General features: G+C 41.1%; 19 protein-coding genes. 18 read left to right on the forward strand and 1 reads right to left on the reverse strand.

Annotation, left to right across the window (positions count from 1 at the left end; translation table 11 throughout):
* Positions 1-19: 19 nt before the first annotated feature.
* Positions 20-1132, reverse strand: a complete 1113-nt coding sequence (ytvI, locus tag HM131_RS08190; protein ID WP_085029298.1) for a sporulation integral membrane protein YtvI — start codon at positions 1130-1132, stop codon at positions 20-22.
* Positions 1133-1399: 267 nt separating this feature from the next.
* Here ytvI and citZ point away from each other — a divergent pair, with 267 nt between their 5' ends.
* The 18 genes from citZ to dnaI all read left to right on the forward strand — a co-directional run bounded on the left by citZ (position 1400) and on the right by dnaI (position 20949).
* Entirely contained in the window at positions 1400-2515 is a 1116-nt protein-coding gene (gene citZ, locus HM131_RS08195; protein ID WP_085029299.1) for a citrate synthase, read from the forward strand.
* 120 nt (positions 2516-2635) lie between these two features.
* The gene (gene icd, locus HM131_RS08200; RefSeq protein ID WP_085031875.1) at positions 2636-3910 is read left to right on the forward strand and encodes an NADP-dependent isocitrate dehydrogenase; all 1275 of its coding nucleotides are present in this window, start codon (positions 2636-2638) and stop codon (positions 3908-3910) included.
* 22 nt (positions 3911-3932) lie between these two features.
* Positions 3933-4871, forward strand: a complete 939-nt coding sequence (gene mdh / locus HM131_RS08205; RefSeq protein ID WP_085029300.1) for a malate dehydrogenase — start codon at positions 3933-3935, stop codon at positions 4869-4871.
* Positions 4872-4947: 76 nt separating this feature from the next.
* Positions 4948-5424 (forward strand): MaoC family dehydratase, encoded by a 477-nt coding sequence (locus tag HM131_RS08210; protein ID WP_085029301.1) that lies wholly within the window; start codon positions 4948-4950, stop codon positions 5422-5424.
* 837 nt (positions 5425-6261) lie between these two features.
* A complete protein-coding gene (locus tag HM131_RS08215; RefSeq protein WP_085029302.1) occupies positions 6262-6957 on the forward strand; it encodes a response regulator transcription factor in 696 nt (231 codons plus the stop codon).
* Entirely contained in the window at positions 6958-8712 is a 1755-nt protein-coding gene (gene pnpS, locus HM131_RS08220; RefSeq protein WP_085029303.1) for a two-component system histidine kinase PnpS, read from the forward strand. It begins immediately after the preceding gene.
* Between the two features lie 248 nt (positions 8713-8960).
* Positions 8961-9923: an FtsH protease activity modulator HflK gene (hflK, locus tag HM131_RS08225; RefSeq protein WP_085029304.1), complete on the forward strand. Its 963-nt coding sequence runs from the start codon at positions 8961-8963 to the stop codon at positions 9921-9923.
* Positions 9916-10839, forward strand: a complete 924-nt coding sequence (gene hflC, locus HM131_RS08230) for a protease modulator HflC (RefSeq protein WP_085029305.1) — start codon at positions 9916-9918, stop codon at positions 10837-10839. The genes hflK and hflC overlap by 8 nt, the downstream gene beginning before the upstream one ends.
* Before the next feature lie 83 nt (positions 10840-10922).
* On the forward strand, positions 10923-13568 hold the full coding sequence (gene polA / locus HM131_RS08235; RefSeq protein ID WP_085029306.1) for a DNA polymerase I: 2646 nt from the start codon (positions 10923-10925) through the stop codon (positions 13566-13568).
* A gap of 17 nt (positions 13569-13585) precedes the next feature.
* On the forward strand, positions 13586-14410 hold the full coding sequence (gene mutM / locus HM131_RS08240; RefSeq protein ID WP_085029307.1) for a DNA-formamidopyrimidine glycosylase: 825 nt from the start codon (positions 13586-13588) through the stop codon (positions 14408-14410).
* Between the two features lie 58 nt (positions 14411-14468).
* Complete coding sequence (gene ytaF / locus HM131_RS08245) at positions 14469-15071, forward strand: sporulation membrane protein YtaF (protein WP_085029308.1); 603 nt, start codon at positions 14469-14471, stop codon at positions 15069-15071.
* 12 nt (positions 15072-15083) lie between these two features.
* Entirely contained in the window at positions 15084-15686 is a 603-nt protein-coding gene (gene coaE / locus HM131_RS08250) for a dephospho-CoA kinase (RefSeq protein ID WP_085029309.1), read from the forward strand.
* Positions 15687-15827: 141 nt separating this feature from the next.
* Positions 15828-16862 carry a glyceraldehyde-3-phosphate dehydrogenase gene (locus tag HM131_RS08255; RefSeq protein ID WP_085029310.1) on the forward strand — a complete coding sequence of 345 codons (1035 nt, stop codon included), beginning with the start codon at positions 15828-15830 and terminating at the stop codon, positions 16860-16862.
* Positions 16863-17115: 253 nt separating this feature from the next.
* Positions 17116-17493, forward strand: a complete 378-nt coding sequence (speD, locus tag HM131_RS08260; RefSeq protein WP_085029311.1) for an adenosylmethionine decarboxylase — start codon at positions 17116-17118, stop codon at positions 17491-17493.
* Between the two features lie 179 nt (positions 17494-17672).
* Positions 17673-18047 (forward strand): cytosolic protein, encoded by a 375-nt coding sequence (locus HM131_RS08265; RefSeq protein ID WP_085029312.1) that lies wholly within the window; start codon positions 17673-17675, stop codon positions 18045-18047.
* Positions 18048-18085: 38 nt separating this feature from the next.
* Positions 18086-18550 (forward strand): transcriptional regulator NrdR, encoded by a 465-nt coding sequence (nrdR, locus tag HM131_RS08270; RefSeq protein WP_085029313.1) that lies wholly within the window; start codon positions 18086-18088, stop codon positions 18548-18550.
* Positions 18551-18639: 89 nt separating this feature from the next.
* Entirely contained in the window at positions 18640-19992 is a 1353-nt protein-coding gene (locus tag HM131_RS08275; RefSeq protein ID WP_085029314.1) for a replication initiation and membrane attachment family protein, read from the forward strand.
* 21 nt (positions 19993-20013) lie between these two features.
* The gene (gene dnaI, locus HM131_RS08280; RefSeq protein ID WP_085029315.1) at positions 20014-20949 is read left to right on the forward strand and encodes a primosomal protein DnaI; all 936 of its coding nucleotides are present in this window, start codon (positions 20014-20016) and stop codon (positions 20947-20949) included.
* Positions 20950-20964 lie beyond the last annotated feature (15 nt).

The raw sequence follows: 20964 nt of genomic DNA on the forward strand, positions 1-20964 counted from the left end.
TCTGCGGCTAGGAAGGAGCTTAATTTGTGCCTTTTATGAAAAACCAAATCATTGATAAAATGCCACTCTCATACATGGTTTTGATTAGGACAAGAAGAAACGGACTAATGATTATTCCATACACTCCAAACAATTGAAAACCCGCAAACAAACTGATTAGCAGTAGAATCGGAGGCACTCCGAATTGTACAGATAATAACTTTGGTTCTAACACTTGACGAGTAATAAGAACAATTACATAGATAGAAATGAGTGCTATGGCCATTTCAATTTCGCCGCTTAGAAACTGATAGATGACCCAGGGAAGGAAGATTACTCCTGTTCCGATATATGGAACGAAATCCACTAATGCTGCAAATAGGGTAATGGTGACGGCATAGGGAACGTGAATAATGCTTAATCCAATACCTATGATGGCCGTTGATATAGCAACCATGATCAGCTGGGCTCTGACTACCCCGCCAATCGTCTGCTTAATTGCTTCTGGAACTTGCTTTGCTTTACTAAAAATTTTGTCAGGTACAAGCTTTGTAATGCCATTCATAATCTTGTCCCAATCCTTAGCGATAAAAAAAGTAGCGAGGACACCGAACAAGATTGTTGCCAGGGAGCCAGGCAGACTTGCAAGAAGTGAAGTCAAGCCTGTAAAAACATTATTTAATAACTCTGCTCCTGTATTACTCGCTTTGATTTTTACTGCTTCAAGGTAATCAAAAAGCGAATGCTGTTGCTTCTGGTTCAATTTTCCAACCACGCTCTCTAATTTAGCGATGAGAGGAGTGAAGATCTCAGTAACTTTGTCCATCGTGTAAGCGATCAAATTCTCTGCATGTCCAGGCAGACCATGAGACAAGTGGGCAAGTCCCCTCACAAACTCAGCAATTAGAAGTGTAATAAGAGATAGACTTAACAGGCTAAGGAGAAGCATAATAAATAAAACGGCAATTACACGTGGAAGTCGAAACCTTTTTTCTAAAAGTTTAATAAAAGGTTGTATCAACCATGCTAAAAGAAATGCCATATAGAATGGATAGAGATAAGGTATGGATGTAAAAACAATGAAAACAATAAAAACAAAAGAAAGACAAACAAAACCAAAGCGTAAAAATTGATGAACGTGAAGGTAATCCATGTGAAGAATCTCCTTTAACACATAAAAAATTGTAGAAATGCGGAAATACGGTCCTCTATCATCTATCGATTTACAAGAACAGCCAAAATTGGATGGGGAATTTTGATAAATCCTAGTGAAATTAACCGGTTTCAATTCACATTCTCTTCAGAATACTTTATAATTGTGTGTGGGGTTCACTTCCTAAATATTTCATTCAGAAAAAGTAAAGCGTTTTCTCACCGACTGGGTGAGAAACATTGGAATTATTTCAAAAGGAGAGATTGTATGTCATCAACTAAAGGTCTTGAAGGAATTACCGCAACTGAATCATCGATCAGCTCAATTATTGACGATAAATTGACGTATGTTGGATACGATATCGATGATTTAGCAAATAACTCAAGCTTTGAAGAAGTTGTCTACCTTCTTTGGAACCAAAAGCTTCCAACTTCAGATGAACTGAACCAATTCAAAAAAGAGTTAATCTCCAATATGGACATCCCTAAAGAAGTGATTGATCATTTGAAATCATATGATCTATCCACTGTCCACCCAATGGCAGCTCTAAGAACAGCTGTTTCTATGTTAGGTCTCCATGATCCAGAATCCGACGTAATGGAAGAAGATGCGAACAAGCGTAAAGCGATCCGTTTGCAAGCGAAGATTCCTACGGTTGTGACAGCATTCGCACGAATTCGCAATGGAGAAGAACCTGTTTCTCCTAAAGAGGATTTGAGCTTTGCTGCGAACTTCCTATATATGCTGAATGGTAAAGATCCAGAAGGCGTAGAGGAAAAAGCATTTAATAAAGCACTTGTACTACATGCCGACCATGAACTGAATGCTTCAACATTCACAGCACGTGTATGTGTAGCGACTCTATCTGACATCTATTCTGGTGTAACAGCTGCTATCGGTGCATTAAAGGGGCCACTTCACGGCGGAGCGAATGAGCGTGTCATGAAAATGCTTACAGAGATCGGTTCTGTCGACAATGCTATTCCGGCGATTGAGAAAAAACTGGAAAATAAAGAAAAAATCATGGGTATGGGTCACCGCGTCTACCGTAAAGGTGATCCGCGAGCAAAACATTTGAAAGAAATGTCTCGTCAGCTCACTGAATTAACAGGTCATTCTAAATACTACGAAATGTCTATTAAGATCGAAGATTATATCAAAGAGAATAAAGGTCTTCCGGCTAACGTGGACTTCTATTCTGCTTCGGTTTACCATAGCCTTGGAATCGATCACGATATTTTCACACCAATTTTTGCGGTAAGCCGTGTATCCGGCTGGCTGGCACACATTCTTGAACAATATGCGGACAACCGTTTGATCCGTCCTCGTGCTGAATATGTAGGACCTAAAGGACAGACCTATACTCCAATCGAAGAACGCTAAAAGACAATGAATGGAGGCTCGTCTCCTCTTCACTTTTTAATTCATTTAATATAACGTATGATAGAAGAGGATAATCAATCCCTTGAATCATTGAATGCAAAAATTTTAGGAGGGTTTATGTTGACACAAGCACAGAAAATCACAGTAGAACAAAACGGAGAACTGAATACACCTGATCGCCCAATTATTCCTTTCATTGAGGGGGACGGAATTGGACCAGATATTTGGGCAGCAGCCAGCCGTGTAATCGAAGCAGCTGTCGATAAAGCCTACAATGGTGAAAAGTCCATCGAATGGAAAGAAGTGTTAGCTGGTCAAAAAGCTTACGACCAAACTGGTGAATGGCTTCCGGCAGAAACGCTTGATACGATTCGCGATTATAAAATTGCGATTAAAGGTCCTTTAACGACTCCAATTGGTGGAGGAATTCGTTCCCTGAACGTTGCCCTTCGTCAGGAACTTGACTTATTCACTTGTCTTCGTCCGGTTCGTTATTTCGAGGGTGTACCTTCCCCTGTAAAACGACCTGAAGATACAGATATGGCTATCTTCCGCGAGAATACTGAAGATATCTACGCCGGTATCGAATGGCAAAAAGGCACGCCTGAAGTGAAAAAAGTCATCGATTTCTTGCAAAACGAAATGGGTGTACATAACATCCGCTTCCCTGAAACTTCTGGAATCGGTATTAAACCTGTGTCTGAAGAAGGAACGAAACGTCTTGTACGAGCTGCTATTGACTACGCGCTGAACGAAGGACGTAAAAACGTTACACTTGTGCACAAAGGAAATATCATGAAATTTACTGAAGGATCCTTTAAAGCATGGGGATATGAAGTGGCTGAAGAAGAATATGCTGATAAAGTATTCACATGGGCAGAATACGACCGTATCGTAGAAAAAGAAGGAAAAGAAGCGGCGAACAAAGCGCAGGACGCTGCTGAAGCAGAAGGTAAGCTGATTGTAAAAGATGCGATTGCCGATATCTTCCTGCAACAGATCTTGACTCGTCCGAGAGAGTTCGACGTAGTGGCAACAATGAACTTGAATGGTGACTATATCTCTGACGCTCTCGCAGCTCAAGTTGGCGGAATTGGTATTGCACCTGGAGCTAATATCAACTTCGAAACTGGACATGCTATTTTCGAAGCAACTCATGGAACAGCACCAAAATACGCTGGAATGGACAAAGTAAATCCATCCTCTGTTATTCTTTCTGGTGTTCTCATGCTTGAACACTTAGGCTGGAGAGAAGCAGCTGACTTAATTTCCAAATCCATGGATAAAACGATTGGAAGCAAAACAGTAACTTATGACTTCGCTCGTATGATGGAAGGCGCGACTGAAGTGAAATGTTCTGAATTTGGTGATGCTTTAATTAACAACATGGGATAATGAATAGGGAAAGGGGATCATTATGGCAATTCGCAGAAGTAAAATTTCAGTAATCGGTGCAGGCTTTACTGGAGCTACAACAGCTCTTATGGCTGCACAGAAAGAGCTTGGTGACGTCGTGCTTGTTGATATTCCAGACATGGAAGATCCAACAAAAGGTAAGGCTTTAGACATGTTGGAAGCTAGCCCTGTGCAAGGCTATGATGCTCATGTAAAAGGGACTTCTAATTATGAAGATACTAAAGACTCCGATCTTGTGATCATTACAGCGGGTATCGCACGTAAGCCGGGAATGAGCCGGGATGATCTTGTAAACACCAACTCTAAAATCATGAAAAGTGTGACGAAGGAAATCGTCAAGTATTCTCCAGATTGCTATATTATCGTTTTGACAAACCCAGTCGACGCCATGACGTACAGTGTTTTCCAGGAAGCAGGCCTTCCGAAGAATCGTGTCATCGGTCAATCTGGTGTCCTGGATACAGCACGCTTCCGTACGTTTGTAGCTGAAGAGCTGAATGTATCTATCAAGGATGTTACTGGCTTTGTTCTGGGTGGTCACGGTGATGACATGGTCCCACTGACTCGTTATTCTTTCGCCGGTGGAATTCCACTGGAAAAACTGATTTCCAAAGACCGTCTTGATGCAATTGTAGAACGCACTCGCAAAGGCGGAGGCGAAATCGTAGGCCTACTGGGGAACGGAAGTGCATACTATGCGCCTGCTGCTTCTCTAGTTCAAATGGCTGAGGCGATTTTAAAAGATCAGCGTCGGATTCTACCAGCGATTGCTTACCTTGAAGGTGAGTACGGCTATGATGGCATTTACCTTGGTGTACCAACTATTCTTGGTGGTAACGGTATTGAGGAAATCATCGAGCTTGAACTGACTGAAGAGGAAAGAAAACAGCTTGATAAATCAGCTGATTCTGTTAAAAATGTTCTAGCTGTATTACAATAAGTAGAGAGGGATTCGAGGTCTGAACCTCGAATCCTTTTTTAACAAAAACAGAAAACGCTTTCGCGGAGGTGGGTTTATGTTAGGGAAAAAACGCAAACTCGGAAAAAAGATCAAGGACATAAGAGTAGGTGAGTCATTTACAACTTCATCGACCATTGAGGATCGTGACTTGCTTATGTACCTGGGTCTTACAGATGATGCAAACCCTTTATATATTCAGCATGATTATGCTTCTCAAACCCCTTATAAACGTCCAATAGTTCCAACAGTGATGGTGGTTGGGATGGTTTCTTCCATCGTATCCATGCACCTGCCTGGACCAGGAAGTCATATTACGCATCAGGAGTTAGATTATCCGAAGCCTGTCTATCATTATGCCGAAGTACGGTTTAATGTAGAGGTCACAGATATTAATGCGGATGATCATCTGCTTACTCTAAGTGTTGTTGGTTATGATGAGGAAGGAGACGAAGTAGTCAAAGGCTACTTGACAGTTCAGCCTCCTTACGAACCAGCTTCAATGAACGCCAATTCCCTGGAAAACTTCTATTAATTATTAGCAACTATAAGAAAGCTAACTTGTTTCATATAAGTCACCCTATTGGGATGACTAAGTTTCGAGATGAGAATTTATTTAAGGAGTTTTCCGTTTCCTAGTACCAGAAAAGGTAGGAGTGGAAATGGCTCGCTTTCCGCGGGGATGACGGCAAGCTTCCTCGGTTTACCAACCTGCGGGATCTTACCAGCCATACCATTCCCGCAGGAGTCTCCCCATTTCCACTCCCACCTTACGATTAATGGATTGCACGGAGACACCATTATGAGGAAGTAGGAAAGACACCTAATGGTTATTTCAAGAGCATACTTGTTAAACTATATGAATGGGCTTGGAGGGGGGGTTAACCCTCTGTTGATGAGAGGAATTCATTAGCCCCAAACTCTGAATACTGAAATTATTTTTGAAGGGTTCGTTAGATTATTGTAAGCAGGGATGGATGGAAAATGACGAGACTCCCGGGGGAGAAGGAGCGAGGCGAGACCCCACAGGGAGCACAGCGAACGAGGAGGCTTGCCAGTTCCCCCGCAGGAAAGCGAGTTATTTCCCATCCACTCCTAACCGTTTTAAGGTTACGAACCGAGGTTATATCATCTTTCAGATAACTGCTACATAGTTAAAGAGCTAATGGTAGGACAAATACCAATTTAGGATTCGCGTGAATGGAAAGGGCCTGATAGGGCTCTTTTTTATGTTTATGCATATTTAATCAGCTTATTGTCGTATTCTAGTAAAGAGTATTTATTAAAATTAGGTAAATTTGTTTATCTTCCGTATTCAAAGTGTAAACTTCATTGTATGATGAGGGTAACTTGATGGTAGAGGTGATGGCAGATGGAACAGAAAATTTTAATTGTTGATGATGAAGAATCAATCGTAACACTACTTAAATATAATATCGAACAAGCTGGATTTGAAACCGAAGTTGCTTATAATGGAACGGATGCATTGGATAAAGCATCTTCCACCTCCTTCGATCTCATTGTCCTTGACGTCATGCTTCCAGGTATGGACGGAATGGACGTTTGTAAGCAGCTAAGGCAAATGCAGGTGAGTACACCCATCTTGATGCTTACGGCAAAAGATGATGAGTTTGATAAAGTACTTGGCCTGGAGCTCGGTGCTGATGATTACTTAACAAAACCATTCAGCCCCAGGGAAGTCGTGGCTAGAATAAAAGCTATTTTACGCCGTATGGTTCGTGAACCTGTGGAGGTGGAGGAAAAACATATCCAAATCGCTGATTTGTCTATTTATCCGGATCAGTATGAAGCCACCATCAAAGATGAGCCGCTTACGTTCACTCCTAAAGAGTTTGAGCTTTTGCTTTATCTGGCTCAGAATATAGGACGAGTGATGTCTAGAGACCAGCTTTTAAGTGCGGTCTGGAACTATGATTTTGCAGGTGACACAAGAATTGTAGATGTACACGTCAGTCATCTAAGAGAAAAAATAGAGCCTGATACGAAGAAACCAGTTTATATTAAAACAATTCGTGGTCTTGGCTATAAAATGGAGGAGCCGAAATAAATGTCCTCTAATACAAGACCTCTATTTACCTACACGATTCTTGTGGTCATCGTGATGGTGGGTCTTGGCATATTATTAGCCCAGCTGACCAGGAGTTACTTCATCAATATATTTGAAGAACGTGTGGAAGTAGAGAGCCAGTATTTTGCTACTTATTTAGAGAGGTACACAGCAAGTGAAGATGTAAATGAGGATGAACTTTATAAGTTCAGTGAACAGCTGAATACGGGGATGGTTTTTATTTCGGATGATGGTGAAGTACTTATCGATACGGTAGAAGCTATCCAAATCATATCTGAAAGTGAAAAGCAGGCGGTGCTCTCAAAAGTGAAAGCAGGAAATAGTGAGATTAGAGAAGGCAAGCTGATAGATAACACCTTCTATTTTCCAATGGAAATTCAAGTGGAGGATTCAGAAGGAACACTTATTCTCATTTCCCCAGTTAAATCTTTGACTAATATTACAAAAAATATTTGGCTTTTGATTGGATTTGTGCTTTTACTTGGATTAATCGTCATTTTCTTTATCGGTTATAACGTTTTTTCAAAATATATACGACCAATTAGGGCTGCAGCAAACGTAGCAAACGAACTGGCTAAAGGTAATTATAAGGCGAGGACGTATGAAGGTCACTTTGGTGAAGCAGGGCAGTTAAGCCAATCCATCAACATATTAGCTAGAAATCTTCAAGAAATGACGAGTACAAAAGGAATGCAGGAAAACCAACTGGAAGCGGTAATTAACAACATGGGAAATGGCCTGGTCCTAATTGATGAAAAAGGCTATATCCTGTTGGTTAATCGTGCTTTTCTCGACACCTTTGGCGGAGAAAAAATTGATTACATCAGTTATTTGTACCACGATGCGATCCCTCAAACGGCCGTGCATGAGACGGTACAGAAAATTTATATGTTTGAAGAGACGATTAGTGAAACTTTTGTGCTTCCGGTAAATATTGCTCGCAAACACTTAGAAGTGACTGGGGCTCCAATTTTAAGTGAAGATCAGAAGTGGAAAGGAACAGTTCTTGTTTTTCATGATATTACCGAACTGAAGCAACTGGAGCAGATGCGTAAGGATTTCGTTGCTAATGTTTCTCACGAGTTGAAAACCCCGATTACGTCGATTCGTGGTTTTTCTGAGACTCTTCTTGACGGTGCGATGAAAGATGAAGCAATGCTTGAGCAGTTTCTGCACATTATCTTGAAGGAAAGTGGCAGACTTCAATCATTGATACAGGACCTGCTCGAACTCTCTAAATTGGAACGGGAAGATTTTTACTTGAATATTGAGCAAGTAGAAATTCAACGTCTTCTTCATGATTTGCTTCCGATTGTTCAACAGCATGCGGATAAAAAAGGAGTCAATCTTCGTACGAAGATCGATGGAGAGACGATTATTCAGGGCGACTCCAGTCGTCTTAAGCAAGTGTTCATGAATTTATTAACGAATGCAATTAATTACACGTGGTCGGAGGGAGATGTGACCCTCAATTTTAAAGAAAAGGATGAAGACATCGTAATATCTATTGCAGATAATGGTGTGGGTATTCCGGAAGAAGAGATCTCCCGGATTTTTGAACGTTTCTATCGGGTAGATAAAGCGCGAAGCAGAAATTCAGGAGGAACAGGGCTAGGCCTTGCCATTGTTAAACACATTGTGGAAGCTCATCATGGGAAGGTTGATGTGGAGAGTGTTGTCAACGAAGGAACAACATTCCACGTCAGTATTCCAAAGAAGTTTACAAAAACTTAATCTTACATTAAATTAACATTTATATATCTTTGATAGGATACTTATTGAAACCCTTTCATCCAAGGTGTTTTCTCTTTTTAGGCAGAAGCTTCCCTCGCTTCTGTCTTTTTTTGTTAATAAAAGCTAATAATAAATTTGAAATAACTTCCTCTATTTTCCTGTTTTATTAAAATTGTAAAACCTACGAAACTTTTTTGTAATACAACCCGTATATGTACTATCCATACATATAAAAAGGGGAAGTGCTTATGAGCTTAAGACAAATTTACAAGTGGGGCGGCCTGGCTATAGCAGCTATTGTATTAATATTCGTTTTAATAACGACTTGGTACACAGTTGATGAGTCTGAGCAAGCTGTTGTTTTAACCTTTGGTAAAGCTGAAGACGGAGTTACTGAGCCGGGTCTGCACTTCAAAATGCCCTGGCCGATTCAGGAAGTAGAGAAGATGTCTAAAGAAACATTCAGTCTGGATTTTGGATTTAATGATGGAGAGGACGAAGCAGATAAAGTAACGATGATCACTGGTGATGATAAAATCGTTCAAGCTGATCTCGTCGTCCAATGGAAAATTACAGATCCTAGAGGATATTTATTTGCCTCAGAGGAGCCAGAACAAGTCCTCTTTAATGCAACCTCCTCATCTTTGAGAGGCGTAATCGGCAGCAGTGAAATTGATGAAGCTCTGACTTCAGGAAAAGCAGAAATTGAGAACGAAGTTAGAGAGATGCTTGTTTCTCTTATCGACAGTTACGAAGTAGGGGTTTCAATTATCGATGTAAAATTGCAGGAAGTAGATCTTCCGAATCAAGAAGTACGGAAAGCATTTACTAAAGTGACAGACGCTAGAGAGCAGAAGCAAAGTAAAGTCAATGAGGCTGATAAGTACGCCAATCAGAAACGAGAAGAAGCGCTAGGGGAAAAAGATGCGATCATCCAACGCGCAGAAGGAGATAAAGTAGAAAGAATACAGGACGCAAATGGAGCGGTCTCTCGATTCAATGCGCTGTTAAGTGAGTACGAAAATAATCAGGATGTCACACGGGAGCGTCTAGTCATGGAAACACTAGAAGAGGTCCTCCCACAAGCTAATGTCTATATCATGAATGATGATGGCAATACGATGAAATACTTGCCTTTGAACCAAGGCAATGTCCAGAATGTAACCCCTCCAGTCAGTGAGGACAGCGAGGAGAGTGAAAAGAGTGAGTGACACCATAAATTTCAATGAAAAAAAGCCAAAAGATATGAGAAGCTACATTAGAGCTGGGGTAACAATAGTGGTCATTGCAGCTCTTATATTGATTGCCATCAACTCAATGATTATTGTAAAAGAAGGAGAATATAAGGTGGTTCGCCAGTTTGGTGATGTGATCAAAATTCATAACGAACCGGGTTTAAAATTCAAGATTCCTCTTATCCAGGAGGTATCTACCTTATCTAAAAAGAAAATGGTCTATGATGTAGATGAAAAAGAAATTACTACGCTCGATAAAAAAAGAATGATCATTGATAACTACGCGATCTGGAGCATTTCTGATCCAGAGAACATGATCTCAAATGCCAGGACGATGGCTAACGCGGAGGCGAGGATGGGAGAGTTTATCTTTTCCATCGTTCGAACAGAACTAGGAAAGATGAATTTCTCAGAAATCATTAACGAAGAAGAAAGCTCCCGAGGGACTTTGAATGATGAAATCACTTCACGTGTCAATGAGTATCTGACGAGAGATAACTATGGGATCGTAGTGGATGATGTACGAATAAAGCGCTCTGATCTACCAGAAGCAAATGAAGAGGCCGTCTTCACCCAAATGATCACGGATAGGGAAAAGATTGCACAAGAGTACTTGTCTCAAGGAGAAGCAGAGAAAAACAGAACGATGGCAACAGCTGACCGAGAAGTACAGGAAATGCTATCAACTGCTCGTGCCGATGCGGAAAAAATACGGGCAGAAGGAGAAAAGGAAGCGGCTCAAATATACAATGAAGCTTTCTCCAAGGATCCAGATTTTTATCAGTTATACCGTACCCTAGAATCTTATAAGCAAACGATAGATGGGGAAACGACGATCATTCTCCCGCAAGATTCTCCTTACACGGAACTGCTGTTAGGCTATTTTGAATAAGCCCTGGTACGTCTTTTCCTTCTTAACTACAAACGTGGTAGAATGAAGGAAAAGGCGTTTTTTATATGGATAGGAGTGAGCTTATGGCTGAGAAAGTTGTATTAATTGATGGAAACAGTATTGCCTACCGTGCTTTTTTTGCATTGCCTTTACTTAATAATGATAAAGGTGTTTATACCAATGCAGTCTACGGATTTACAACAATGCTGCTGAAAATATTAGAAGAAGATCAGCCGGACCATTTGCTGGTCGCGTTTGACGCTGGTAAAACAACGTTTAGGCATAAAACTTATGAAGAATACAAAGGCGGGCGTCAGAAAACCCCACCTGAATTATCTGAACAGTTTCCTGTTCTTAAGGAACTACTGGATGCTTTCGGCGTGAAATATTATCAATTGGAACAGTACGAAGCTGATGACATTATCGGAACATTAGCCACTCAAGCCGGAGGCCAGGACCTTGATGTTAAAGTAATTTCCGGGGATAAGGATTTGCTGCAGCTCGTTTCTGAAAAGATTAGCGTTACCTTGACTAAAAAAGGAATTACGAATGTGGATACATACGATCCGTCCTTTTTAAAAGAAAAAATGGAGGTACGCCCTGACCAGATCATTGATTTGAAGGCTCTTATGGGAGACAGCTCGGATAACATTCCGGGTGTACCGGGTGTGGGTGAAAAAACAGCTGTTAAGCTTTTAAAACAGTTCGATACTCTCGAAAATCTTTATGAAAATCTTGATGATGTCAGTGGGAAAAAACTTAAAGAAAAGCTTGAAGATAATAAAGATGCTGCGTTCATGAGCAAGCAGCTTGTCACAATTGAGAGAGAGGCTCCAATTGAAATTAAGTTGCAAGACTTAGCCTACGAAGGTTATCAGACCCATCCTGTAAGTCAAATTTTCAAAGACTTAGGCTTCCAATCCTTGCTTTCACGTGTACAGGAAGGTGGAGAATCTGATAGTGACGACGCATCTGCACAGCTTCCTGAGATTGAAGTGGAAGTTTTAGAGGAGTTCAGTGATGATATGTTCAAGGGTCAGGAGTCGCTGGTCGTTGAGATGCTCTATGATAATTATCATCAGTCGCCTATAGAAGGTATTGCGATTGTCAATCAAGATAAAAAATATGTTGCGGATATAGAAGTAGTGAAGGATTCGAAAGCTTTCAAAAAATGGGCTGAAGATGGTTCAAAGGAAAAATGGGTGTTTGATGCGAAAGGCACACTCGTTGCTTTACTTCGTCATGGTATCCATATTAAAGGAATTACTTTTGATTTACTGCTTGCTTCATATTTAATTAATCCAGCTGAAAATAATCATGATATACCCGCAATTGCTCACCGTATGGGATCAAATGCAGTGAAGTATGACGAAGAAGTTTACGGAAAAGGGGCAAAAATGAAACGGCCCGATGACGATGAAGTGTTTCATGATCATATTAGCAGGAAAGCTGCCATGGTTTATGAGCTGAAAGATGCAGCGGAGAAGCAATTGATAGGGAATGAACAATATGATCTTTATAAAGATTTAGAAATGCCTCTGGCGTTGATTCTCGGCCGTATGGAGCACCGAGGTGTCCAGGTCGACGTGGACCGTCTTAAAAACATGGGAGATGAGTTGGAAGGTCGTTTAGAAACAGTACAGGAAGAAATTTTCGAGCTTGCCGGGGAGTCATTTAATTTAAACTCTCCAAAGCAGCTAGGACCGATCCTTTTTGAAAAACTGGGGCTTCCTGTCATCAAGAAAACGAAGACTGGCTATTCTACGTCAGCAGATGTACTAGAACAGCTTGAAGACGAGCATGAAATCATTCCTAAGATCTTGTTGTATCGTCAATTAGGAAAGTTGAAATCAACCTATATCGAGGGATTACTGAAGGTTGTTCATGAAGACACCCAGAAGATCCATACACGCTTTAACCAGGCATTGACTCAGACCGGACGATTAAGTTCTACAGACCCGAACCTCCAAAACATTCCGATCCGTCTTGAAGAAGGGCGGAAAATTAGGCAGGCGTTTATTCCTTCTAAGGAAAATTGGGTGATGTTTGCCAGTGATTATTCTCAAATTGAACTACGAGTCCTTGCTCATATAGCTGGAGATGAGAAGTTGATGGCAGCTTTTAAAGAAGGGCAGGACATCCATACTCAGACCGCAAGTGAGGTGTTTGGTGTGGAAAGCGATGAAGTCACTAGTGAAATGAGACGACAAGCTAAAGCAGTGAACTTTGGAATTGTTTACGGGATCAGTGATTATGGATTGTCTCAAAGTCTAGGAATTACTCGAAAAGAGGCCAAAGCATTTATCGACAAATACTTTGAAAGCTACCCGGGTGTGAAGGAATATATGGATGAAACCGTACAAGAAGCAAAGCTGACCGGGTACGTATCCACTTTCATGAACCGCCGCCGCTACCTGCCGGACATTACCAGCCGTAATTTCAATAAACGCAGCTTTGCTGAACGTACAGCGATGAACACTCCTATTCAGGGGAGTGCAGCCGATATCATTAAGAAAGCAATGATTGATCTTGAATACCGCCTGCAGGAAGAAAAGCTGCAAGCACGGATGTTGCTTCAGGTGCACGATGAACTTATACTAGAGGCTCCAGAAGAAGAAATAGAAAAATTAAAAGATGTTGTAGCATCAGTCATGGAACAGACCGTCGAATTGAATGTTCCGCTTGAGGTGGATTATTCGTACGGTCCAACCTGGTACGATGCAAAGTAAGTGAGGAGAATGACACCATGCCGGAACTACCAGAAGTAGAAACGGTCAGAAAGACACTAAAAAACTTAGTATTGAACAAAACAATCAGAGATGTATCTGTGTTTTGGGGAAATATCATTAAAACTCCTAAAGATCCAGAGGATTTTGCACGGATGTTGAAAGGCCAAACGATTCGAGATATTGATCGACGGGGAAAATTTATGATCTTTTATTTGGATGACTTGGCAATGGTTTCGCATTTAAGAATGGAAGGGAAATTCGGGGTCTATGAAGCTTCTGTGGAAAAACCGAAGCATACCCATGTTATTTTTCACTTCACCGATGGGACAGAACTTAGGTATAACGATGTACGGAAATTCGGAACGATGCATGTGTTCCAAAAGGGAGAAGAATGGAAAAACAAGCCGCTTATCCAGCTTGGTCCTGATCCTTTTGATGAAGCATTTACTTTGGATTATTTTTTTGAAAAGCTTCAAAAAACTTCGAGAAACATCAAGGCGGTGCTTCTTGATCAAACGATTGTCGCTGGACTTGGGAACATTTACGTAGACGAAGCCTTATACCGGGCTCAGGTTCACCCCGAACGAATAGCCAAGGGCCTTACGAAAAATGAAGCCGAACAAGTTAGAGAAGCTAGTATCGAGGTGATTCTTGAGGCTGTTGAACAAGGGGGGACAACGATTCGTTCCTACTTGAACAGTCAGGGTGAGATTGGCATGTTCCAACAACAGCTCCGAGTTTACGGAAAGCAAGACGCCCCTTGCGTTGGTTGCGGTTCCCCAATTGTGAAGCTGAAAGTAAGTGGAAGAGGAACTCATATCTGTCCTGAATGCCAGAAATAATCACCAAAATGTAAAGAGCCCATATACTAATCCACAGCTAAAAACAGAGGTGGATGGTATGGGCATCGTTACATTTACAATCTTGTTCGTCACTGCAGTAAGCATCGATAGTTTTGGGATCGGATGTGTCCTCGGGATGAAGCGAATTGGACTCGCGCTTCCCGGTGTATTATTTATCGCTTTTTTCTCTGGTATTGGGTTCTTACTTTCCTCTTATATCGGGCATTTAGTGCTCCCTTTTGTTTCTGCAGAGTACGCAGATCGACTTGGAGCGATCGCTTTGATTTGTATCGGCATTTATTTCTTATGGCAGTATTTTAGAAAGCACGATACTGCTAAAGATAACGGTGAGCCCTGGCTGAAGCCTTCGAGGGTGCTCAATGACCCGCAAACGGCAGATGTCGATCGTTCCGGAGGCATTCGGGGTAAAGAGGTTTGGCTCCTTGGTACAGCGTTATCTCTAGACACGATCGGTGCAGGAGTGAGCGGTGCATTTATAGGGGTTTCTCCTTTTATAACATCCTTACTTATTTTCTTGGCCACCTTCCTTATGCTTTTTGCAGGCATTAAAGGCGGTGCTAAATTTAGTGAAAAAGCAGAAAGCATTTCCATTCTTCCAGGAGTTTTGTTAATAATTATTGGTATGATTAAGCTCGCGTAAAGGATGTGTAGAATGACACTCGTCATCGGTTTGACAGGCAGTATTGCCAGTGGAAAAAGTACAGTATCTAATCTGTTTACAGAATTGAACATCCCTGTTGTTGATGCCGACCAGATCTCTCGGGAAGTCGTAGAGCCAGGAGAGCCTGCTTACGAACAAATCGTTGATACCTTTGGAGAAAGCATTTTACAGGATGATAAAACGCTCGATCGAAAGCAATTGGGCAAGGTCGTCTTTTCTGATGAAGAAAAAAGGAAGCAGCTAAACTCAATTGTTCATCCTCAAGTAAGAAAAGAAATGCTTAACAAGCGTGATCATTATATTTCTGAACATTACCCAGCAGTGGTTCTGGACATCCCGCTGCTTTTTGAGAGTAAGCTCACTCATTACGTGGACCGCGTGGTGGTCGTGTACGTCAGTGAAGAGACTCAGCTCGAGCGTCTGATGGAAAGAGATCGATCTAGTCGCGAAGATGCCGAGCAGCGTATCAAAGCACAAATTCCTGTGCAACAAAAAGCAGAAATGGCAGATGCCGTGATTGACAACAATGGAACGATTGAAGAAAGTTTTCAACAATTAAAAGACATACTTCACGATTGGAATATCGTATATTAACACGTCAGGACTTTTTAGTCTTTGGCGTGTTTTTTATTTTTTTATAAAAAGTTATGAACAAAACTGAAAAAGCGCTTACAATATGTTATACTAATCGTGAAAAAACGATTCAAAAGTATATCACATATAGGGGGCTGGATCATGGGGAAAACAAAGATCGCCATTAATGGCTTGGGGAGAATAGGAAGAATGGTTTTTAGAAAAGCGGCTGTAGACGAGTCGATAGAACTTGTAGCCGTTAATGCGAGCTATCCAGCAGAAACTATTGCTCATATGTTGAAGTATGACAGCGTTCATGGACGCTTTGATGGAGAGATCAAAGCTTCGGGTGACGGGTTGCTTGTGAACGGAAAGAAAATTAAATTATGTTCAACAAGAAACCCTTTGGAACTACCTTGGAACAAATTAGATATAGATATAGTCATCGAAGCAACTGGGAAATTCAGAACGAAAGAAGAAGCTTCCTTGCATATGGAAGCAGGAGCGAAGAAAGTCATTATCACGGCTCCAGGAAAACAAGTCGATGCGACCATTGTAATGGGAGTAAATGAAGAAACGTACGAACCGAATGAGCATCACGTCCTTTCTAATGCCTCCTGCACTACGAATTGCTTAGCACCAGTCGTTAAAGTGCTGGAAGACGAATTTGGAATCGAAAATGGATTAATGACAACGGTTCATGCCTTCACAAATGATCAAAAGAATTTAGATAATCCGCATAAGGATTTACGAAGAGCTCGTGGATGTACTCAATCCATCATCCCTACCTCTACAGGCGCTGCGAAAGCTCTTGGAGAGGTCATACCTAGTATGAAAGGGAAATTGAATGGAATGGCATTAAGAGTTCCAACCCCAAATGTCTCGTTAGTCGATCTTGTTGTCGATCTTAAGAAAGATGTTACAGTAGAAGAGGTCAATCAAGCCTTTGCAAAAGTGGCACGCAGGGAGATGAAGGGGATCTTAGAGTTCAATGATGAACCCCTTGTGTCCATTGACTACACAACTTCTTCATCTTCAGCGATCATTGACAGTTTGTCGACTCAAGTCATTGAGGATCGAAAGGTTAAAGTGCTCGCTTGGTACGACAATGAATGGGGCTATTCTTGTCGGGTTGTTGATTTGGCTAAGTATGTAGGTAATTTAATGAAACAAGAAACCACGGCGAGAGTCTCATAGGTGGAAAAGTCACCCATTTGTATCTTATAATAGGAACCAACGTGCAAGACTCATATAACCTCAGCCTGTCTGGGAAAATATATCTTGCAAAATGGGGGTAAACCGTATATACTTCTTTTTGAACTTCTGAATTACGTAAGGTTTCATGTCTACTCAAAGGGTTAGGACCTCTCAGGACTAACTTTCCCCCGTGGTAGCTCATGACTGTTATTTAGAAGGTGAAGAAGTTAATGTACAAAGGGGGATCCTAGCAATGGATACAATGGGAAGACATGTAATTGCAGAACTATGGGATTGTAATGAAGGAAAATTGAACGATATGTCGTATATAGAACAAGTTTTTGTCGATGCTGCACTAAAAGCAGGAGCTGAAGTGAGAGAGGTCGCATTTCACAAGTTTGCTCCCCACGGTGTCAGCGGGGTCGTCATTATTTCTGAATCGCACTTGACGATTCATAGTTTCCCTGAACATGGATATGCTAGTATCGATGTTTACACATGCGGAGATCGTATTGATCCGAATGTGGCTGCGGAATATATCGTAAATGCTTTGGAAGCTGGCCGTAATGAAACGGTTGAAGTGCCAAGAGGAATGGGACCCGTTGAGGTTCAGCAGTCTCGCGCTTTATAATATGGGATATTAAGACCGCACAGGATTTCTGTGCGGTTTTTTAAATGACTACGTTATCGCTTGTCTTATGCGTACGGGTCTAAACCCTCACTTCCACCTTTCTATTACCATTTCTTATTTTGTTGAATCGTGTTAAAATGTAGAGAGTATATGTCGAATGAACTGAAGGGGTTAGGTAAGTGAAGGCTTTTATTTCTAGATATTTCAGTAATCATGCTGAATCAAGCGAAGAACATAATGATCCGCAGCTTGTAACTCATTATTACAAGGCGAAACATGACGAATTATTTAAATCGATCGAGGAAATGTTCTCCACTCCATCAGAGGTTGTCGCCTCATCGAAAGAGCGCGGAGAAATTACGGTCAATTATAAAGGAAAGCGTCGTGCATTCGTTGTGGCCACCGTCATTATGGTAAGACCTTTTCGTACTGCCGTAGATTTTTCGGTTACAACTGAATCAGGCGGACCTGTGGATTTTGGATTCAGCCGAAATCTCATTGTACAATTTTATGAAAAGTTGGATAGTCAATTTACGGCTATCGATCGATCATAGGAAGTGATTGAAATGAGACGATGTGGAGTTGATCCAAGGTGAAATGTCCAAATTGCCACTATAAGAGTACGAAAGTGTTGGATTCCAGACCCATTGAGGAAGGCCAGTCGATAAGGCGACGCAGAGAATGTGAACAATGTGATTTTCGTTTTACCACATTTGAGAGAATTGAAGAGGTTCCGTTAATTGTGGTAAAGAAAGAAGGAACACGAGAAGAGTTCAGTCGTGAAAAATTGATGCGCGGTCTTATTCGTGCCTGTGAAAAACGCCCGGTTGCTGTTGAAGAATTAGAAAGTGTCACGCTTGATATTGAGAAAGAATTAAGAAACAGAGGCGTCTCTGAAGTGCTGAGTAAAGAAATAGGTGAAATGGTCATGGAGCGCTTATCCTCTATAGATGAAGTTGCTTATGTTCGCTTTGCTTCTGTTTATAGACAATTCAAAGATATTAATGTTTTCATTGATGAGTTGAAGGAATTAATTAAACACGAGGATGATGAATGAGCCTGACGTGGCTCATTTTCTTTTTTACGCATACGTTATAAAATTAAAGGTAAGTAGCAAGATTTCACGAAAAGGGGGGGGTGAGAAAAGTGAATCATACTGTAGGGAAACTACTTCCTGTAGATGGGTTTCGAATACTGAAGTGCGGGGCACTTCCTACGAATGCTCATCATTCGCTTACTCATCTTTATCAACCGATCATTGGTCGATTAGCCGTTTCTTTATACCAGGTGTTGGTTTCGGAATCAGAGTTGACGGATGTACAGAGTGTACAGTCTCATCACACGCTGATGACCTACCTTTCGGCTCCTTTGGATAAAGTGTACGATGCAAGGAGAAAGCTAGAAGCAATCGGATTGGTAAGCACTTTTAAGAAAAGTGATGAAGATCAACAATCCATTTACTTATATAAAGTTTATCCGCCTTTTTCACCTAATGAATTCTTTATGGACGATATGTTGTCATTACTTCTCTTTCATGAATTAGGAGAAGACAAATACCAACAAATCAAGGAACGCTTGACGACAGAATACGTGTCAACGGACGATTACGAAGAAGTAACGGTATCATTTGATGAAGTATTCCACTCTACTTTTACGGAAGGCATTCCACCAGAGGTCCAACCGAAGCGGGAAAACTTGAAAGACAGGAAAGAACGTGGCCCTGTACTTAATTTCAGTCGTGTTGATTTTGATTGGCTGCATCAGTCTTTGAAAAACAGGATGTATCCAAGTGAACGGATATTGACTGGTCCTAACAAAAAGCTGATTGCTCAGTTGGCTTCTCTCTATAATTTGACGACATTAGAACTCGAGAAAGCTGTCACATGGGCGGTAGATGAGAATCACCAATTAGTAGCGGAAGAATTAAAAGCGGCCTGCCATGATTTTATGAAGGAAAAGCCTTCGAAGGGTCAAACTAATTTGTTGGATCAGCGACAAAAAGTAAAAGAAACGTCTGATTCTATAGCCCAAAGCAAGGGAGAGCAGTTTGTCGATATGTTAGAGCAGATTTCACCGCGAGAACTGCTTGAGGACCTGTCTGGAGGCAACCGTGCCTCAGACCAGGATCTAAAACTGATTCGCGATGTGATGACTGAACAAGGTCTTGCTCCAGGTGTTATGAACGTTTTGGTTCATTATGTCTTATTAAAAACGGACATGAAATTATCGAAAGCTTACCTTGAAAAAATCGCCAGTCATTGGACTAGAAAAAATGTAACCACTGTTAGACAAGCGATGAACTTAGCGAAAGCTGAACATCAGAAATACCAGCAGTGGGGTAAGCAAAAATCACAAAAACGAAGCAAGAAAGAAGAAGTGATTCCTGCATGGTTCAACGAACAGAAAAAAGCTTCTTCTGAGGAACCAGCGATAGAAAAACCTGTGGATACAAGCGATATCGCTGAACGGATTAAGCGGTTGACGAATAAAGAAAATTGATGAAAAAAGGTGGTGAAGATCATGGAGCCGATTCAAAAATCACTGCAAAAGTGGATGAGGGAAAATAAACTTTTTCAAGAACGTATGAATCGAATGAAAGAAGAAGTCTTTAAGTCAAAAGAGGTTATCAACCTCATGAATGAACACCCCTCCTTAACTGAAAAAGAGCTTGAAAAACAACTGATCAAACTTTATGAATATCAAACTCAGTCAAAGAACTGTGAAAAATGTCCCTCTCGTGAAGAATGCATTAATATTCTTCCTGGTTACGTTCCGCGTTTAGAAGTGGAGAACGAGACGGAAGTGAAACTAGCTTATGATAAATGTCGCCGTCAGCGTAAACAAGAGCACCATCAACACCAGAAGTCTCTTGTGAGAAGTTTGCATATGCCTAGAGAAATCCTGGAAGCAAGTCTGGATCGACTCGATTTACAAGATCCTGAGCGTGGCCAGGCTGTAGAAGCCACCGTAAATTATATAGAAAACCTAGGCGATGAGCTTCCAAGTAAAGGATTATATTTTCACGGACCTTTTGGGGTTGGTAAAACGTACTTTCTCGGAGCAATCGCTAATGAACTAAGCTCTAAAAACATTCCGTCCATGATCATTTACATGCCGGAGTTGGTGAGAGAAATCAAATCTTCCATAAAAGATGATTCAATGAATGAAAAGATTGAAGCTTTCAAAGAGATTCCAGTTTTAATGTTGGATGATATTGGAGCTGAATCACAATCCGCATGGTTCAGAGATGAAATTTTAGGATCAATTCTCCAGTACCGAATGATGGAGAGACTGCCTGTATTCTTCACTTCTAACTATAATCTGGATGAACTCGAGAAAGTATTAATGACAAGTAATCGAGGAGATATAGAGCAAGTGAAAGCAAAACGTATTACAGAGCGTATTAAGCAGCTGAGCGAGTTGATTCAAGTTAAAGGACGTAACCGAAGAAGCTGATTGAAAAACTTTTAA

Source organism: Halobacillus mangrovi, assembly GCF_002097535.1.
Lineage (GTDB): Bacteria > Bacillota > Bacilli > Bacillales > Halobacillaceae > Halobacillus > Halobacillus mangrovi_A.

Excerpts from the sequence above, each read along its gene's own strand:
- pnpS (WP_085029303.1), top strand. The coding sequence starts at position 6,958 with ATGTCCTCTAATACAAGACCTCTATTTACCTACACGATTCTTGTGGTC.
- hflK (WP_085029304.1), top strand. The coding sequence starts at position 8,961 with ATGAGCTTAAGACAAATTTACAAGTGGGGCGGCCTGGCTATAGCAGCT.
- dnaI (WP_085029315.1), top strand. The coding sequence starts at position 20,014 with ATGGAGCCGATTCAAAAATCACTGCAAAAGTGGATGAGGGAAAATAAA.
- HM131_RS08215 (WP_085029302.1), top strand. The coding sequence starts at position 6,262 with ATGGAACAGAAAATTTTAATTGTTGATGATGAAGAATCAATCGTAACA.
- polA (WP_085029306.1), top strand. The coding sequence starts at position 10,923 with ATGGCTGAGAAAGTTGTATTAATTGATGGAAACAGTATTGCCTACCGT.
- mdh (WP_085029300.1), top strand. The coding sequence starts at position 3,933 with ATGGCAATTCGCAGAAGTAAAATTTCAGTAATCGGTGCAGGCTTTACT.
- coaE (WP_085029309.1), top strand. The coding sequence starts at position 15,084 with ATGACACTCGTCATCGGTTTGACAGGCAGTATTGCCAGTGGAAAAAGT.
- HM131_RS08210 (WP_085029301.1), top strand. The coding sequence starts at position 4,948 with ATGTTAGGGAAAAAACGCAAACTCGGAAAAAAGATCAAGGACATAAGA.
- citZ (WP_085029299.1), top strand. The coding sequence starts at position 1,400 with ATGTCATCAACTAAAGGTCTTGAAGGAATTACCGCAACTGAATCATCG.
- speD (WP_085029311.1), top strand. The coding sequence starts at position 17,116 with ATGGATACAATGGGAAGACATGTAATTGCAGAACTATGGGATTGTAAT.
- ytvI (WP_085029298.1), bottom strand. The coding sequence starts at position 1,132 with ATGGATTACCTTCACGTTCATCAATTTTTACGCTTTGGTTTTGTTTGT.
- ytaF (WP_085029308.1), top strand. The coding sequence starts at position 14,469 with ATGGGCATCGTTACATTTACAATCTTGTTCGTCACTGCAGTAAGCATC.
- HM131_RS08255 (WP_085029310.1), top strand. The coding sequence starts at position 15,828 with ATGGGGAAAACAAAGATCGCCATTAATGGCTTGGGGAGAATAGGAAGA.
- mutM (WP_085029307.1), top strand. The coding sequence starts at position 13,586 with ATGCCGGAACTACCAGAAGTAGAAACGGTCAGAAAGACACTAAAAAAC.